Origin of the sequence: Streptomyces sp. NPDC087845 (assembly GCF_044742755.1) — a bacterium.
Classification (GTDB): Bacteria; Actinomycetota; Actinomycetes; order Streptomycetales; family Streptomycetaceae; genus Streptomyces.
Genome location: NZ_JBIUVC010000002.1, coordinates 586,572 through 603,152, shown reverse-complemented (window position 1 = coordinate 603,152; position 16,581 = coordinate 586,572). Strand labels below are relative to the sequence as shown.

Below are 16,581 nucleotides of genomic sequence, written 5' to 3'. Positions count from 1 at the left end.
AGACAAGGAACTCAATGGCTACGACCACACCAACCGGTGTGCGGGGCGGCCACGCCAAGCACGGGGCATCACCCGATGCCTCGTCCGGCGCGCCGATGACACACCGACAGATCATGGAGGCACTGGCCGGGCTGATGCTCGGCATGTTCGTCGCGATCCTGTCGTCGACGGTCGTCTCGAACGCCCTTCCGGAGATCATCTCCGACCTCGGAGGCGGCCAGAGCGCCTACACCTGGGTCGTCACGGCCTCGCTGCTGGCGATGACCGCCACCACCCCCCTGTGGGGCAAGCTCTCCGACCTGTTCAGCAAGAAGCTGCTGGTCCAGATAGCACTCGTCATCTACGTCGCGGGCTCGGTCGTCGCCGGTATGTCGACCAGCAGCGGCATGCTGATCGCCTGCCGTGTCATCCAGGGCATCGGCGTCGGCGGTCTCTCCGCCCTCGCGCAGATCGTGATGGCGGCGATGATCGCCCCGCGTGAACGCGGTCGCTACAGCGGATACATCGGTGCGGTGTTCGCCGTCGCCACCGTCGGTGGTCCGCTGCTCGGCGGTGTCATCACCGACACCAGCTGGATGGGCTGGCGCTGGTGCTTCTACGTCGGTGTGCCGTTCGCCGTCATCGCGCTGATCGTGCTCCAGAAGACGCTGAAGCTCCCGGTCGTGAAGCGTGAGGTCAAGGTCGACTGGTGGGGTGCGTTCTTCATCAGCGCCGCCGTGTCGCTGCTCCTTCTCTGGGTGACCTTCGCGGGCGACAAGTACGACTGGCTCTCCTGGCAGACCGCCGCGATGCTCATCGGCTCCGCCGCGCTCGCCGCGCTCTTCATCGCCGTCGAGTCCAAGGCCGCCGAGCCGATCATCCCGCTGCGCCTCTTCCGTAACCGCACCATCACGCTGGCCTCGATGGCCTCGCTGTTCGTCGGTATCGCGATGTTCGCGGGCACCGTCTTCTTCAGCCAGTACTTCCAGCTGGCGCGCGGCAAGTCGCCGACGATGTCCGGTGTCATGACGATCCCGATGATCGCGGGGCTGTTCATCTCCTCGACGGTCTCGGGCCAGGTCATCACCAGGACCGGCCGCTGGAAGGCCTGGCTCGTCACCGGTGGCTTCCTGGTCACCGCCGGGCTCGGGCTGCTGGGCACCATCCGGTACGACACGGAGTACTGGCACATCGCGGTCTTCATGGCCGTCATGGGTCTCGGCATCGGCATGATGATGCAGAACCTGGTGCTCGCCACGCAGAACCAGGTCGCCCCGTCCGACCTCGGCTCGGCCAGCTCCGTCGTCACCTTCTTCCGTTCGCTCGGTGGTGCCATCGGCGTCTCGGCGCTGGGCGCCGTCATGGCGAACCGCGTCACCCACTACGTCAAGGACGGCCTCGCGGACCTCGGTCCCCAGGGCGCTGCCATGGGCCACGGCGGCACCGGCGGCGGGGGCATCCCCGACCTGGACAAGCTGCCCGCGCCGTTCCGCACGGTCGTGGAGAGCGCCTACGGGCACGGTGTCGGCGATGTCTTCCTGTACGCCGCCCCGGCCGCGCTGATCGCCTTCGTGATCACGATCTTCATCAAGGAGGTCGCGCTGAAGACGAACGCGGCGAACGACGCTCCGGCCGCGGCCGAGTCCCCCGTCGCGGAAGCGGTCGAGGCACCGGCCACCACGGCCACCACTGCCACCACCACCGCCATCACGGCCGCGCCGGTCTCCGAGGGAACGGCCGGGCCCACTCCGGCCGACACCCTGGAAGCCCCCGTCGCCACCCTCCAGGGCACGACCGTGCACGGTGTGGTGCGCGGCGCCGAGGGCGCCCCCGTCGCCCGGGCCGCCGTCACGCTGATCTCGCTGGCCGGCCGGCAGCTGGGACGCTCCGTCGCCCAGGCCGACGGCGGCTACGCACTGGACGCGCCGGGCTCCGGCAGCTACGTCCTGATCGCGTCCGCCGACGGCTTCCAGCCGCAGGCGTCCACCGTGGTCGTCGGTGCCGAGCCGCTCTCGTACGACATCCTGCTCTCGGGTACGAGCGGCCTGGCCGTGACCGTGCGGACCGCCGAGACCGCCGCGCCGGTCGAGGGCGCCATGGTCGTCGTGACCGATGTGCGCGGCGATGTGCTGGCCACCGGCAAGTCCGGCGAGACGGGCGAGTTCGCCTTCGGTGAGCTGGTCCCCGGTCCGGTGACCGTCGCGGTGAACGCCGCCGGGTTCCGTCCGCTGGCGCTGCCGGTGGAGATCGGCGGCCAGGGTGTCACCCGGATCGAGGCCGCGCTGCAGGCCGGTGCGCTGGTGCAGGGTGTCGTGCGGGCCGGTTCCGGCCGGCGGCCGCTGCCGGACGCCCGGGTCACGCTGGTCGACGCGGCGGGCAATGTCGTCGCCACCTCGACGACCGGGGAGGACGGGGCGTACGCCTTCACCGACCTGGACGCGGGCGAGTACTCGGTCGTCGCGACCGGTTACCCGCCGGTGGCCGGTGCACTGACCGTGGCCGGTCGCGGGGTCGACGGCCACGACATCGAGCTCGCCCACCCCGGCGAGTAACCACAGACCCCTGGCGGGTCGGCGTTTCGAGCGGAGACGCTGTACCGGCCGGTGGAAATGGGCCCCGGTGGCGGGGACGGCAGGCAGGGGACGGCCTGCCGTCCTCGCCCCGGGGCCCGACTCATTGAGTCGTTGAGCAAGGAGAGAGAACGGGATGGGACTTCGCGCACAGGTACGGACGCGGGACGGCTGGGCGGTCCAGCACGCGGTCGTGACGGTCACCGACATGTCCGGCACGCAGGTGCTGCGGGCCACTGCCGACGAGGACGGGACGGTACGGACCGACACCCCCCTCCAGGCCGGCGCGTACACAGTGATCGTCACGGCGGTCGGGTACGCCCCCGCCGCCTCCACCGCCCTCGTCACGGCGAGCGGGCGGGCCGAGGCCGGCACGGTGGTGCTGGCCCGCCAGGGCGGTGTGGAGCTGCCGCCGCCGGGCGCCTGGTCGCTGGACCCGGCGCACTCCTCGGTGGGCGCGGTCGCGCAGCACCTGGGGATCTCCAGCGTGCACGGCCGGTTCACCGAGTTCGGCGGCCGCATCGAGATCGCGGAGGAGGTCCACCGGTCCCGGGTCGACGCCGTCATCAACGCGGCCAGCATCGACACCGGCAACGGGATGCGCGACAAGCACCTGCGCTCCCCGGACTTCCTGGACTCGGACCGGTTCCCGGAGATCACCTACCGCTCCAACGGGCTGACCCCGGCGGGCCCCGACCGCTGGCTGGTCCACGGTGAGCTGTCGCTGCACGGCGTCGTGCGCCCGGTCGACCTGAACCTGAGCTACCTCGGGACGGGCCCGGACCCGTGGGGCGGGGTGCGTGCGGCGTTCAGCGCAACGGCCGAGCTGCGCCGCGAGGACTTCGCCATGAACTACAACCAGGTGGTGCAGGCGGGCATCTCGGCGATCGGCACGACACTGCGGATCGAACTGGACATCCAGGCCGTGCAGGGTGCGTCCCTGCCGTCGTAATCTGCGGACATGGCACCTCACATCGCTACGAACACCGCTGTGGAACTCGACGAGCTGCTTGCTTTCGTACGACCCCGGCACCGGGCGATCCTGCTGACCACCCGGTCCGACGGCCGTCCCCAGGGCTCCCCGCTGACCTGCGGAGTCGACGACGCGGGCCGGATCGTCGTCTCCACCTACCCCGAACGGGCCAAGACCCGCAACGCGAAACGGGACGCGCGGGTGAGCGTCCTCGTGCTGTCGGACGACTGGAACGGGCCGTGGGTGCAGATCGACGGTACGGCCGAGGTGATCGACTCGCCGGATTCGGTCGAGCCGCTCGTCGAGTACTTCCGGAACATCTCGGGTGAGCACCCGGACTGGGACGAGTACCGGGCGGCGATGGTGAAGCAGGGCAAGTCGATCATCCGGATCACGCCGGAGCGGTGGGGTCCGGTCGCCACCGGGGGCTTCCCCGCGTCTCTCGCGTCCGGCAGCTGACGGCCGCTCCCGGATTGCCCTTCCGGATACCGGCGCACCTTCCGTCGCCGGGCCTGCTCGCGCGGGCCCGGCTGCCGGCCGCGCCGACGGCGGGGTCCTTCGGGCCGGGACGGCGCCCGGGCCGGGCCAGCGTCCGGGGCGTCCGGGCCGGGGACCGGTGTACGGGCGGGCCGGAGCTCAGCGGTCCCGCATGGCCTCGATGCCCGCGATCAGCAGGTCCAGCGCGAAGGTGAAGTCCCGGTCGCGCATCTCCTCGACCGTGTCGCCGCCCCGGGCGTCCATCAGGTCCTGCGAGGACTCGACGATCCCGCTGAGCTGCGGCTGGCTCCGGATGGCGCGCAGCGACTGCTGGAAGAACTCGTCCTGGCTGACCCCCGTCTCCGCGCTGCGCTGCACGAAGTGGGCCTCGATGGTGCCGAATCCGTACACGAACTGGAAGACCGCGGAGAGCGCGCCCGTCTGCTGGTGCAGCGGCAGCCCCGTCGCCCGGATCACGTCCTGGATGGCGTGCAAGAACAGCATCGAGTACGGGCCCATGTTGAGAAAGTGGCCGGCGAGCGGAGACACCCAGACATGGCGGACCAGCAGTTCCCGGTAGGAGACGGCGAGTTCGCGCAGCCGGTCGCGCCAGGGCGCGTCCTCGCGCGGGGGCGCGATCTCGCGGTAGACCGAGTCGAGGGCCAGCTCCAGCAGATCGTCCTTGGTGTCCACGTACCAGTAGAGGGACATCGCGGTGACCTCCAGCTCGGCGGCGAGCCGGCGCATGGAGAACTTGGCGAGGCCCTCGGCGTCCAGCAGCCGGACCGACGCCGCGGTGATCTTCTCCCGGTCGAGGCCGGCCGGCTGGTCCGATCTGCGGGTGCGCGACGGTGCCCGCTGCTCCAGCCACACACTGGTCCTGACAGGGCTCTTCACACGGTCGTCCGCGGACACCATGGCGCACTCTCCTCTTTCTCGCCGACGGGACGGACCGGATACGTACCAGCGCGCCCGAAGCGGATTCGTACGGTCCGATGCGCCCCGCCTCGATGCTATGCCGATGCGGTGGCGCCGGCCGAGTCCGCCCGGACGGATTCCGCCCGCTCCGCACGGCGCAGGAGCGCCGCGGCCAGCAGGCCGCCGGCCAGCACCGCCGCCGCTCCGACGAGCTGGCTGGTCTCCAGCCCCGAGGCGAAGGCGTCCGTGATCCGCGCCCGCTCTCCGTCGTCGGTGGCCGAGGCCAGCGCGGCGGGCAGCGAGGCCGCCCCGACGGCGGCCGGCACGAGCGCCCCGAACCGGGAGTTGAGCACCGCGCCGAGGACGGCGACCCCCAGCCCATTGCCGAATTCGGCGAGCGTGCCGTTGACCCCCGCGCCCACGCCCGCCTTCTCCGGCGGAATGGCGCTCATGATCGCGTTGGCCATGGCGGGCATGGCCAACGCGATGCCGGCGCCCATCACGACCAGGCCGAGCAGCATGCCGCCGTAACCGTCGCCGCCGAGCAGCGCGATCGCGGCGAGACCGGCGGCCAGCAGGCTCATCCCGGCCGCGATGGTCACCGGGGTGCCCAGCTTGGGCACCAGCCTGGCGCCCAGTCCGGTGAGGTTGAGGGCGACGACGCTCAGCGCCAGCGGAGCCGTCCGCAGACCGGCCTCCAGCGGCCCGTAGCCGAGGACGAACTGGAGCTGCTGGGTGAGCAGGAAGAGCGAACCGCCCATCCCGAAGGCGACCAGGATCGCGCCCGCGACCGCCCCGATGAACTTCTGGTTCCGGAAGAAGTGCATGTCCAGCATCGGATACGGGATGCGCAGCTCCCACAGCACGAATCCGGCGAGGACGACGATCCCGACGAAGGCGGTCAGCAGCACCCGGCCCGACGTCCAGCCGTGCTCCGGGCCGGAGATGATCGCGTATACGACGGAAGCCATACCGATGGTGGAGAGCAGCGCGCCGAGCAGGTCGGGGCGCTCGCTGCTGGAGTTCTTGGACTCCGGGACGAGCCGGACGACGGCGGCCAGGCCGATGACGGCGACGGGGATGTTGACCAGGAAGATCGCGCCCCACCAGAAGTGGTCGAGCATCACGCCGCCGATCAGCGGCCCGATGGCGAAGCCGAGCGAGCTGACGGTCGACCAGATGCCGATGGCCTTGACCCGCTCGGAGTCGTCGAAGATCTGCACGATGACGGCCAGGGTCGTCGTCATCAGCAGCGCGCCGCCGATGCCCATGCCCGCACGGGCGGCGATGAGCTGCGCGGACGTCTGGGCGAGCCCGGCCACCAGTGAACCGGTGCCGAACAGCGCGAGCCCGGCGACCAGCATCTTCTTGCGGCCGTAGCGGTCGGCGGAGCTGCCGGCCGTGAGCAGCAGACCCGACTGGACCAGCGAGTAGGCGTTGATCATCCACTGCACGTCGGCGGTGGAGGCGTCCAGCTCCTGGGTGAGGGAGGGGATCGCCACGTTGAGCACGGTGTTGTCGAGCAGCACGGTGAGCTGGGCGAGGCAGATGACGCCCAGGATCAACCAGCGTTGCGGATGTCTCGGCGGCGAGAGGTGGTTCTGCTCGGCGACGGTCGCCGTCATGCGGACTCCTGCGTTCTGTTTCTTATACGGCGTACAGGGATAAGACGTACACCGTATAGCTCGCCTTATACGGTGTACAACTCATTTCCGCGCGGTACCGTGCTCGCCGCTGATCCGACAAGGACTGGAGTGGTATGTCACTGCGTCGTCGTACGGTGGACGTTCTCATCGCAGCGGGCCTGTCGGGGGCCGTCCTCGCGCCTCCCGCGTCGGCCGCCGGGCAGGGGCACGCGGTGCCGCTGCGCGTGGCCACCTACAACATCCATGCGGGCGCCGGCATGGACAACGTCTTCGATCTCGACCGGCAGGCGGCCGAACTGCGCGCACTGGACGCCGATGTGATCGGCCTCCAGGAGGTCGACGTCCACTGGGGCACCCGCAGCCAGTGGCGCGACCTGGCGGGTGAGCTGGCCGAGCGGCTGCACATGCACGTCTCGTTCGCCCCGATATACAGCCTCGATCCCGGGACTCCCGGTGCGCCCCGGCGCGAGTTCGGGGTCGCGGTGCTGTCCAGGTACCGGATGACGAGCGCCGAGAACCACGAGATCACCCGGCTCTCCACCCAGGACCCGAACCCGGTGCCGGCCCCCGCGCCCGGCTTCGGCGAGGTGGTCCTCCGGGTGAAGGGACTGCCCGTGCACGTGTACGTGACGCATCTCGACTACCGCGCCGACCCGTCCGTACGGACCGCCCAGGTCGCCGACACCCGCCGGATCATGGCGCAGGACGGGGCATCGGGGCCGGGGGCCGGGCGGCAGAAGGTGCGGCAGATCCTGCTCGGCGACTTCAACGCGGCCCCGGACGCTCCCGAGCTCGCCCCGCTGTGGGAGCGGCTGACGGACGTCGAGCCCGGCGGGCCGACGTACCCGGCGCAGGATCCGGTGCAGCGGATCGACTACGTGGCGGTGTCGAAGGATTCCGTACAGGTCCGCGACGCGGCGGTGGCCGAGACGCTCGCCTCGGACCACCGCCCGGTGGTCGCCGACCTGCTGCTGCGGCGCTGAGCCTCAGCTGCCCTGCTTCGGCCGGGTCAGGTCGTAGAGGGTGGCGCTGCCGACCGTGACCTCCTTGAAGTTCTCCTCCACCCAGGACGAGATCTGCGAGGAGGTGCCATTGCTGCCGCCGCCCCCGCCCGCGCCGCCCATTCCGCCCGCGATGAAGTAGTGGATCTTCCCGTCCTCGACGTACTGCTTGAACCGGTCGAGCGTCGGGGACGGGTCGCTGCCGTTGAAGCCGCCGATCGCCATCACCGGCTCTTGGGTGGCGAGTTGGTAGCTCGCGGCGTTCTGGGATCCGACGGCGGCGGCGGCCCAGGTGTAGTCCCCGGCGTTCTCCTCCAGGAGCTTCTCGGCCTCGGCGCCGACGGACGCGCCGTTGAGCAGCCCGCCCATGCCGCCGCCTCCGAAGCCTTCACCCATGCGGGGCATGGCGGGCATGGCGCCGGGCTGCCGGCCGTTCTGCGAGGTGCCGGGCCGGCCCGGCACGTGGCCCTGGCTCTGGCCCTGGCCCTGGCCGGGCGGGGTGCCGGTCGGAGGCTGCCCCATGCCGCCACCCTGCTGACTGCCCTGCTGATTGCCCTGCCCCGGGAGACGCATCCCGCCGCCGGGACCACCGCGTCCGCCGCCACCCCTGCCGCCGGGACCGCCCATGCCGCCCGCGGACGGGCCGGCCGTCACGATCGAGCCCTGGTGCCCGGTGTTCAGTGTGCTCGCGGCGTACGCGGACGGCCCGGCCAGCGACGCGGCGAGGCCCAGCCCCACGACGACGAGTGCCGACCGGCGCCCCAGCCGGGACACGAGCAGCAGACCCAGCCCGCCGGCGATCCCGGCGACCAGCACGGCCGTGCGCAGCCACGGCAGGTAGTCCGGGGTCCGCCCCAGCAGCACGTACGCCCAGAGCGCGGTCACCGCGACCGTGGCGGCGAGCGCCCCGCGCGCCCACCACTTGGCCCGCTCCTCCCACAGGACCGTCGCGCCCATACCGGTGAGCGCCGCGAGATACGGCGCCAGGGCGACCGTGTAGTACTGGTGGAAGATGCCGGCCATGAAGCTGAAGACGACCGCGGTCATCAGCAGCGAACCGCCCCAGGCGAGGAACGCCGCACGGGCCGTGTCGGTGCGCCCGGCCCGCCAGGTCAGCCAGACACCCGCGACGAGGAGGATCAGCGCGGCGGGCAGCAGCCAGGAGATCTGGCCGCCGATCTCGGAGTTGAACATCCGGCCGATGCCGGTCTCGCCCCACTGGCCGCCGGCACCGCCGCCGCCCCCGCCGCCTCCGACACTGCCGGTCTCGTCGCCGTTGATCCGGCCGAGACCGTTGTAGCCGAAGGTCAGCTCCAGGAAGGAGTTGTTCTGCGAGCCGCCGACGTACGGCCGCGACGAGGCGGGCCACAGTTCGACGATCGCCACCCACCAGCCGCCCGCGACGACCGTCACGAGGGCCGAGAGCGCGAGTTGGCCGAGCCTCTTGCGTACGGGTACCGGCGCGAACACCGCGTACAGCACGGCCAGCGGCGGCAGGATCAGGAACGCCTGGAGGGTCTTGGCCAGGAAGGCGAACCCGACCGCGACGCCCGCCCACACCAGCCACTTGGTCCGGCCGTTCTCCATGGCGCGCAGCACGCAGTAGACGGTGGCGGTCATCAGCAACGCCAGCAGCGCGTCCGGGTTGTTGAAGCGGAACATCAGCGCGGCCACCGGGGTGAGCGCGAACACCGTCATCGCGATCAGCCCGGCCACGGCGTTGAAACGGCGGCGTACGCCCGCGTACAGCACCCCGGCCGTGGCCACCCCCATCAGCACCTGCGGGGCCAGGATCGCCCAGGAGTTGAGGCCGAGGATCCGCACCGACAGGGCCATCGGCCAGAGGGCGGCCGGGGGCTTGTCGACGGTGATGGCGTTGGCCGCGTCCAGCGAGCCGAAGAAGAGGGCCTTCCAGCTCCGGCTGCCCGCCTGGGCGGCGGCGGAGTAGAAGGAGTTGGCGTATCCGGAGGCGCTGAGGTTCCACAGGTACGCGGCCCCGATGACCAGCAGCAGGGCGAGGAAGGCGGGCCGCGCCCAGCGCGGATCCTCGGGCCTGCCCCGCCACACGCGGTGCGCCAGGGGCCCGTTCGGGCGGCCGTGGGCCGGTGCGGTGGACGGCGCGGGGGCCGGCGCACCCGGCGGGACCGGGAGGTGGTCGGGATGCAGCGTGGTCATCGGGCGTTCCCCAGTTCGTGGTGGGTGTCGTCGGCGCGCCCGGCCGCGAAGGCTTCGGGAGCCGCGAAGGCTTCGGGAGCCGCGGGGTTTCCGGCAGCGGCCCGCTCCGGGAAGACCCAGGCGCGGAAGAGCAGGAACCGCAGCACCGTCGCCGCGAGGTTGGCCGCGATCAGCACGGCGAGTTCCGTGCCGTGCGACGGCGATCCGGAGGCGGCTCCCAGTGCCGCCAGCGAGCCGCTGGTCAGGGCGAGACCGATGGCGAAGACGACGAGTCCCTGCGCCTGGTGGCGTACGGCTCCGCCCCGGCCGCGTACGCCGAAGGTGAGCCTCCGGTTGGCCGCCGTATTGGCGACGGCCGACACCAGCAGCGCGCCGCCGTTGGCGGTCTGCGGGCCGGCGCCCAGCCGGAAGAGCGAGTACAGGGCCAGGTAGAAGAGCGTGGAGAGCGCGCCGACGACACAGAAACCGACGAGCTGCCGGGCCAGGCCGCCGGGCACCCCGCTCAGCGCGCGGTCGCGCGGATCGTCCCCGAAGGGCCGCGCCAGCCGGTCCAGCGGCAGTGCGCCGACCGCCAGCGCCCGCCCCACCCGCCACACACCTTTCAGGTCCTCGGCCGCCGTCCGCACGATGTGGACGGTGGAGTCGGGGTCGTCGACCCAGTCGACCGGCACCTCGTGGATGCGCAGCCCGGCGCGCTCGGCGAGCACCAGCATCTCGGTGTCGAAGAACCACCCCGGGTCCTCCACCATCGGCAGCAGCCGCTGCGCGACCTCCCGCCGGATGGCCTTGAACCCGCACTGCGCGTCGCTGAACCGGGCGGCCAGCGACGAGCGGAGGACGAGGTTGTAGGCGCGCGAGACGAACTCCCGCTTCGAGCCGCGCACCACCCGCGAGCTGCGGGCCAGCCGCGAGCCGATCGCCAGGTCCGAGTGGCCCGAGATCAGCGGTGCGACCAGCGGCAGCAGCGCGTTGAGGTCGGTGGAGAGATCGACGTCCATGTACGCCAGGACCGGGGCGTCCGAGTGCGACCAGACGGTACGCAGCGCCCGCCCGCGGCCCTTCTCCTCCAGCCGGCAGGACCGCACCCGGGGCAGCGCCGCCGCGAGCCCGGCCGCCACCTGCGGCGTCCGGTCGGTGCTCGCGTTGTCCGCGACGGTGATCCGGAAGGCGTACGGGAAGGTGCGCGCCAGATGGTCGTGCAGGCGCAGCACGCACGGTTCGAGGTCCTTCTCCTCGTTGTAGACGGGTACCACCACGTCGAGTACGGGGGCACCTGCCGCGTCGACCGCTCCGGCCAGGAGGTGGTCCCGGGCCGGCAGGGTGCTCCAAGGAGTGTCGGTTCGCATGCCGTCGACACTCGGCGGCCCCGCTGTCACGCCGATGTGCTGAGCCTGTCCCCCCGCTGTGAGTACGCCGGGGGGACAGGCCCCGCGGGCAGATGGACGGCGAACACCGTGCGTCCCGGAACGGACGACACCTCCGCCCGGCCGCCGTGCGCGGCGACGACGGCCTGCACGATGGCGAGCCCGAGCCCCGTGGAGCCCGCGTGGCGGGAGCGCGAGGCATCGCCGCGCGCGAACCGTTCGAAGACGTGCGGCAGCAGCTCCGGGGGAATGCCGGGCCCGTCGTCCCCGACCTCCAGCGTCACCCAGGGCCGGGCGGCCTCGGTACGTACCCGCACGGTGACGGTGGTGCCGGGCGGGGTGTGGGTACGGGCGTTCGCCAGCAGGTTGACCAGCACCTGGTGGAGCCGGGTGGGATCACCGTGCACGGTCGCGGGCTCGTCCGGCAGTTCGAGGCGCCAGTGGTGGTCCCCCCGCCCGGCGGCGCGGGCGTCGCTCACCGCGTCGACGACGACCGGCGAGAGATCGGTGCTCTCGCGGCTGAGCGGGCGCCCGGCGTCCAGCCGGGCGAGCAGCAGCAGATCCTCCACCATGCCCGTCATCCGCTCCGCCTCGGACTCGATCCGGGCCAGGGCGTGCCGGGTGTCGGGGCCGGTCTCCTCACCGCCCCGCCGGGTCAGTTCGGCGTATCCGCGGATCGAGGCCAGCGGGGTGCGCAGCTCATGGCTGGCGTCCGCGACGAACTGGCGCACCCGCGTCTCGCTCTCCTGCCGCACCTCCAGCGCCGAACCGACGTGGCCCAGCATCCGGTTGAGCGCCGCGCCCACCTGCCCGACCTCGGTCCGGGGGTCGGCCTCGGCCTCCGGGACCCGTTCCAGGGGGGCCACCTCGCCGCTGTGCAGCGGGAGTTCGGAGACCCGGGTCGCGGTCGCGGCGACGCGGCGCAGCGGCCGCAGCGCGACACCGACCATGGCGGCGCCCGCGATACCGGCCGCGATCAGACCGGCGCCGGTGACGCAGACCTCGACGAGGATCAGGGTGGTGAGGGCGGAGCTCACCTCGGTGGCGGGGATCCCGACGAGGATCGTCGTCCCGTGCGGACCCTCGACGGTCTCCACCCGGTTGGAGCCGAGGCCGGGCAGATCGACGGTCGCCGCCCCGCCGCCGGCAGGAAGGTCCGCCGCGGCCAGGGCGCTCTGCTGGGCGCCGGTCATCGGCTGCCCGCTGTCCTCGCTCCCCGGCCCCGGCGTGGTGGAGCTCTCCGTGACCACCCTCGACCCGGTGACGGAGCCGTCCGCCAGCACGGCCCCGAAGGCGCCCATGGGCAGCCCGCGCGCGCCGACGAAGGCCAGGGGGTCGTCGCTCCGCGGCCCACCACCGGGCATCGGTCCCCCGCCGCCGGGCGGCTTCGAGGCGCGCATGGCGAGGGAGTGCAGCTGGTCGTCGAGCTTGCCGTACATGTAGCTGCGGTAGGCGATGGTGGTGACCGAACCGATGACCGCGGCGACCACGGCGATCAGCGCCACCGCCGAGACCACGAGCCGGGTCCGCAGCGTCCACGGCCCCCGCCACCGGTCCGGCCGCCCGCTCACCGGTCTACTCACCGGGCTTGATGAGATACCCCGCCCCGCGTCGGGTGTGGATCATCGGCGACCGTCCGGCGTCGATCTTCTTGCGCAGATACGAGATGTACAGCTCGACGACGTTCGCCTGCCCGCCGAAGTCGTAGTTCCACACCCGGTCGAGGATCTGCGCCTTGCTCAGCACCCGCCGCGGATTGCGCATCAGGAAGCGCAGCAGCTCGAACTCGGTCGCGGTGAGGTGGATGGACGTACCGCCCCGGCCGACCTCGTGGCTGTCCTCGTCCAGGGTCAGATCGCCGACCACGAGCGTCGACTCGCTGCGTACGGCCGTCGTGCCGGAGCGCCGGATCAGCCCGCGCAGCCGCGCCACGACCTCCTCCAGGCTGAACGGCTTGGTGACGTAGTCGTCGCCGCCCGCCGTCAGCCCCGCGATCCGGTCCTCCACCGCGTCGCGCGCGGTGAGGAACAGCACGGGAACCTCGGAGAGCTCGCGCCGCAGTCTGCCCAGTACGGCGAAGCCGTCCGTGTCGGGCAGCATCACGTCGAGGACCACCGCGTCGGGCCGGAAGTCGCGCGCCATCCGTACGGCACCGGCACCGTCCCCGGCGCTGCGTACCTCCCAGCCCTCGTAGCGCAGGGCCATGGAGAGCAGTTCGGCGAGCGGGGCCTCGTCGTCCACCACCAGTACACGGACGGGGCTGCGGTCCGCCCTCAGCAGTTCGGTACGCCCCTGGGGCAAGGTCGTCGTCATGCCTCAACCCTGTGAGGCCCCTCTGAGAGGGCCCTTTCCCGAATCTGTGAATTCCCTGAGAAAAACCGGGAGAAGCGCCCTCTCCGACGCCGGTCCGCTCACTCCACGGCGAACAACGCGCGCGCGTTCCCGTGGCAGACCGCGCGCAGCCAGTCGTCCCCCAGCTCCAGCCGTTCCAGCGCGTGCAGCTGATGCGCGTACGGATACGGGATGTTCGGGAAGTCCGTGCCCAGCAGGATCCGGTCCCCGAGCGACGCGAGCCGCCCCCGCTCGGCCACCGGGAACGGGGAGAAGTCCTCCGTGAAGTCCGTGAACGCCATCGTCGTGTCGAGCCGTACCTCGGAGTACGTCTCCGCCAGCGCCAGGAACTCCGCGTACTCCGGCATCCCCAGGTGCGCCACGATCAGCCGCAGCCGCGGATGCCGGGCGAGCAGCCGGCCGACCGGTTCGGGTCCCGTGTGCCTGCCGGGCGCCGGCCCGGAGCCGCAGTGCATCACCACCGGGATCCCGGCTTCCGCGAGCAGCCCCCACACGGGCTCCAGCAACGGGTCGTTGGCGTCGTACGCGCCGACCTGGAGGTGCGACTTGAAGACCCGCGCCCCCGCCTCCACGGCCTCGCGCACATACCGTTCCACGCCCTCCTCCGGGAAGAACGTCGCGGTGTGCAGACAGTCCGGCACCCGGTGCGCGAAGTCGGCCGCCCAGCCGTTCAGCCAGGCCGCCATGCCCGCCTTGTGCGGATAGAGCATCGAGGTGAACCGGAGCACGCCGAACGAGCGCAGCAGCCCCAGCCGTTCGTCCTCGTCGTGCCGGTACTCGATCGGCCACTCCATCCCGGTCAGCGGCCCCGCGGAGTCGAAGTACGCCCAGACCTTGCGGAGCACCCGCTCCGGCATGAAGTGCGTATGGACATCGATGATCCCGGGCAGCCCCAGCCGCTCCCGGAACCGCACGACGTCGTCGGCGCCGCTCCTCATCGCGTTCCCCTTTCGCCGTCCGGCCCCGACGATCTCAGAACAGCCCGCCCTGCACGCCGCCGCCCCCGAGGTCGGCCACCGGCACGCCCACCCCGGCCCGCGCGTCGGCGCCCGCCAGTTCCCATCCGGTCATCAGCCGGGTGTCCAGCACCACACCGCCGTGCGTCACCGTCTCCAGATGCAGATCGGGCCCGGCCGCCGCCACCAGCCGCCCCGCGACCACGCCCCCGTCCACCAACTCCGTGACCGCCCACGCCACCTCGACCGTGCCGTCGAGACCGAACACCCCGGCGTGGTCGACCGCCTCGAACGGCAGCCGCTCCAGCGACTCCGGCCACCCGGCCCCCTCCAGCGCCGCGGCCCGCCCGTAGAGCTCCGCCACCTCGGCACGCCGCTCCGCCGCCTCCGGCAGCGCCGCGCGCACGGCCCGCTTCCCGGCGTACGGAATCCGGTCCGGCACCCCGAGCGCCGACCGCAGCAGCTCCTCGGTCCGCCGCGCCGCCATCAACGGCCCCCGCCCCAGCCAGCTGAACACCACGGCCCCCTGCTCCCTCAGCCGCGCCGCCTCCCGCTCCTCCGCGGTGATCCCGACCTTCACCATCCCCGGCCCGAACCAGGCCAGATACACGCGGTACGTCCTCGGGTCGTCGGCGATCGTGTCGGCGGCCACCGAGTGTGCCCGGTCCAGCCGCGCACACTCCGGACACCGCGCCCCCGTACTCCGCCCCGACACCCCGGCCCCGACCGGACACGCGTTCCCACGCGCCCCGACACAGCGCCGCCGCCCGACCGCCCGGAACCCGAGCTCCGTCCCGAAGGCCGGCGCACTCACCCGCACGACCCCGCCCCGCCGCCACCCCAGCACGGGCGGCCCCTGCGCGTCGGGCCACCGCAGCCCGGTGCACTGCCATCCCATAGCCATGAACACCCCTCAAAAAGACGTTAGCGGACGGCAGTGACAGCCCCGCCCGAGACGGCGGCTCCGCCGCGGCGGTCACGGTCCCGAAGGGCAGCGTCAATTCGGGCCGGCAGCAGTCGCTCGAAGTCAGCGGCCCGGACGGCGACAGGCCCACCGACACCCGTCCACGCAGAAGCGTCCTCAGTCGGATGCGAGGAACTCGGCCAGCCGAAGGGTGTCTTCGAAGTAGCGCTCGTAGGGAAACCCGGCCGCTACCAGCCCGGCGCGGAGCTCGTCGTAGAGCGGCTTTCCGGCGGTGTGGAAGGCTTTCCGGCCGGCCTCGGTGAGGCGGACCAGCCGCCGCCGCGCGTGTTCGGGGTCGACGGTGATCTGCACCAGGCCACCCGCTTCGAGCGGTCGTAGCGCCCGGCTGATCGCCGGATCCGACACCGACAGCGCCTGCGCCAGCCGATGCTGCGTCGCCGGCTCGATGTCCTCCAGCGTGCCCAGAAGTCGTATCTGGCTGTAGGTCAAGCCGTCGGGGTCATCCGTGCGCTGCCGGGTGGCCTCGCCCAGCAGCATGACCACGCGGTGCAGCAGGTCTGCGAGTCCGTCATCCACACCACCACTATACCTAACTCTTGACTGGTTAATATTAACCAGGTAAGACTGAGGCATGGACACCTTCTCCTATCTCGCCCAGTCCGCGTTCCCCCTGGTCTGGATCGTGGTGCCGGCCGTCGGAGCCTTCTTACGGACCCGCCGCGCCCAGTCACCCCAGCAGGCGCTGGAAACCTGGCAGCGCTGGTGGGCCATCGGCGCCTTCGGCTGCGGCAGCCTGTGGATGACGGTCGCGTTCCTCGCCTTCCCGGACGTCATGGCCACCGCGATCGGCTTCGACCGGACGCCCTTCATGTTCGAGATCGCCTTCGCCAACCTCGGGCTGGCCGTCATGGGCTTCCGGGCCGCCTCGGCATCCGCGCGCGAGCGCATCACCATCGGGCTCGGCGGCGGGATGTTCCTCTGGGGAGCCGCGGCCGGCCACGTCCACCAGTGGTTCGCCCACGGTGACCACGCCCCCGGCAACACCGGCGGAGTCCTCGTCAACGACCTCCTGATCCCGGCGGTCATGATCATCCTGGCCATGCGATCCCGACGCCTGGCGGCCACACCCCGGCCGACCGCGGACATCGCCACCTGACCGGCCTCACCCCGGCACGGCTGTTCACGCGGGCCCTGGCCCTGTAGCCGTCACCAGCAAACAGCTCTCGCCGCCGCCCAGGCATTGCC

Annotated in this window: 14 protein-coding genes; 5 read left to right on the top strand and 9 right to left on the bottom strand. The window is 72.0% G+C overall.

From position 1 onward, the window contains the following. The first annotated feature begins 14 nt into the window (after nt 1-14). From ACIOMQ_RS08340 to ACIOMQ_RS08330, 3 genes are all read left to right on the top strand, one after another. Nucleotides 15-2,531: an MFS transporter gene (locus tag ACIOMQ_RS08340; protein ID WP_362201442.1), complete on the top strand. Its 2,517-nt coding sequence runs from the start codon at nt 15-17 to the stop codon at nt 2,529-2,531. A 154-nt stretch (nt 2,532-2,685) separates the two neighbouring features. Further along, complete coding sequence (locus ACIOMQ_RS08335) at nt 2,686-3,501, top strand: YceI family protein (protein WP_362201445.1); 816 nt, start codon at nt 2,686-2,688, stop codon at nt 3,499-3,501. Between the two features lie 9 nt (nt 3,502-3,510). Beyond that, the gene (locus tag ACIOMQ_RS08330; protein ID WP_362201448.1) at nt 3,511-3,981 is read left to right on the top strand and encodes a PPOX class F420-dependent oxidoreductase; all 471 of its coding nucleotides are present in this window, start codon (nt 3,511-3,513) and stop codon (nt 3,979-3,981) included. 177 nt (nt 3,982-4,158) lie between these two features. On the opposite strand, the gene ACIOMQ_RS08325 is transcribed toward ACIOMQ_RS08330, so the two are convergent. Further along, the gene (locus tag ACIOMQ_RS08325; protein WP_362201451.1) at nt 4,159-4,917 is read right to left on the bottom strand and encodes a TetR/AcrR family transcriptional regulator; all 759 of its coding nucleotides are present in this window, start codon (nt 4,915-4,917) and stop codon (nt 4,159-4,161) included. A 95-nt stretch (nt 4,918-5,012) separates the two neighbouring features. Continuing rightward, nucleotides 5,013-6,542 carry an MFS transporter gene (locus ACIOMQ_RS08320; protein ID WP_362201454.1) on the bottom strand — a complete coding sequence of 510 codons (1,530 nt, stop codon included), beginning with the start codon at nt 6,540-6,542 and terminating at the stop codon, nt 5,013-5,015. A 134-nt stretch (nt 6,543-6,676) separates the two neighbouring features. On the opposite strand from ACIOMQ_RS08320, the gene ACIOMQ_RS08315 reads away from it, so the two are divergent. Continuing rightward, on the top strand, nt 6,677-7,546 hold the full coding sequence (locus ACIOMQ_RS08315; RefSeq protein ID WP_402188261.1) for an endonuclease/exonuclease/phosphatase family protein: 870 nt from the start codon (nt 6,677-6,679) through the stop codon (nt 7,544-7,546). Nucleotides 7,547-7,549: 3 nt separating this feature from the next. Here ACIOMQ_RS08315 and ACIOMQ_RS08310 read toward each other — a convergent pair whose 3' ends face one another. The 7 genes from ACIOMQ_RS08310 to ACIOMQ_RS08280 all read right to left on the bottom strand — a co-directional run bounded on the left by ACIOMQ_RS08310 (nt 7,550) and on the right by ACIOMQ_RS08280 (nt 15,912). Then, nucleotides 7,550-9,739, bottom strand: a complete 2,190-nt coding sequence (locus ACIOMQ_RS08310; protein ID WP_402188259.1) for an ArnT family glycosyltransferase — start codon at nt 9,737-9,739, stop codon at nt 7,550-7,552. Further along, nucleotides 9,736-11,085, bottom strand: coding sequence for a glycosyltransferase (locus ACIOMQ_RS08305; RefSeq protein ID WP_401988581.1), 1,350 nt, complete (start codon nt 11,083-11,085; stop codon nt 9,736-9,738). Before ACIOMQ_RS08305 ends, ACIOMQ_RS08310 begins: the two co-directional genes overlap by 4 nt. Nucleotides 11,086-11,111: 26 nt before the next feature. Next, nucleotides 11,112-12,686 (bottom strand): ATP-binding protein, encoded by a 1,575-nt coding sequence (locus tag ACIOMQ_RS08300; RefSeq protein ID WP_402188257.1) that lies wholly within the window; start codon nt 12,684-12,686, stop codon nt 11,112-11,114. Further along, the gene (locus tag ACIOMQ_RS08295) at nt 12,679-13,416 is read right to left on the bottom strand and encodes a response regulator transcription factor (protein ID WP_362201470.1); all 738 of its coding nucleotides are present in this window, start codon (nt 13,414-13,416) and stop codon (nt 12,679-12,681) included. Before ACIOMQ_RS08295 ends, ACIOMQ_RS08300 begins: the two co-directional genes overlap by 8 nt. A gap of 98 nt (nt 13,417-13,514) precedes the next feature. Continuing rightward, nucleotides 13,515-14,393, bottom strand: coding sequence for an amidohydrolase family protein (locus ACIOMQ_RS08290; protein ID WP_362201473.1), 879 nt, complete (start codon nt 14,391-14,393; stop codon nt 13,515-13,517). 34 nt (nt 14,394-14,427) lie between these two features. Continuing rightward, the gene (locus tag ACIOMQ_RS08285) at nt 14,428-15,315 is read right to left on the bottom strand and encodes a DUF2797 domain-containing protein (RefSeq protein WP_362201476.1); all 888 of its coding nucleotides are present in this window, start codon (nt 15,313-15,315) and stop codon (nt 14,428-14,430) included. A 177-nt stretch (nt 15,316-15,492) separates the two neighbouring features. Beyond that, nucleotides 15,493-15,912 (bottom strand): MarR family winged helix-turn-helix transcriptional regulator, encoded by a 420-nt coding sequence (locus ACIOMQ_RS08280; protein ID WP_402188254.1) that lies wholly within the window; start codon nt 15,910-15,912, stop codon nt 15,493-15,495. A 55-nt stretch (nt 15,913-15,967) separates the two neighbouring features. On the opposite strand from ACIOMQ_RS08280, the gene ACIOMQ_RS08275 reads away from it, so the two are divergent. Next, the gene (locus ACIOMQ_RS08275) at nt 15,968-16,492 is read left to right on the top strand and encodes a DUF6790 family protein (RefSeq protein WP_362201482.1); all 525 of its coding nucleotides are present in this window, start codon (nt 15,968-15,970) and stop codon (nt 16,490-16,492) included. Nucleotides 16,493-16,581 lie beyond the last annotated feature (89 nt).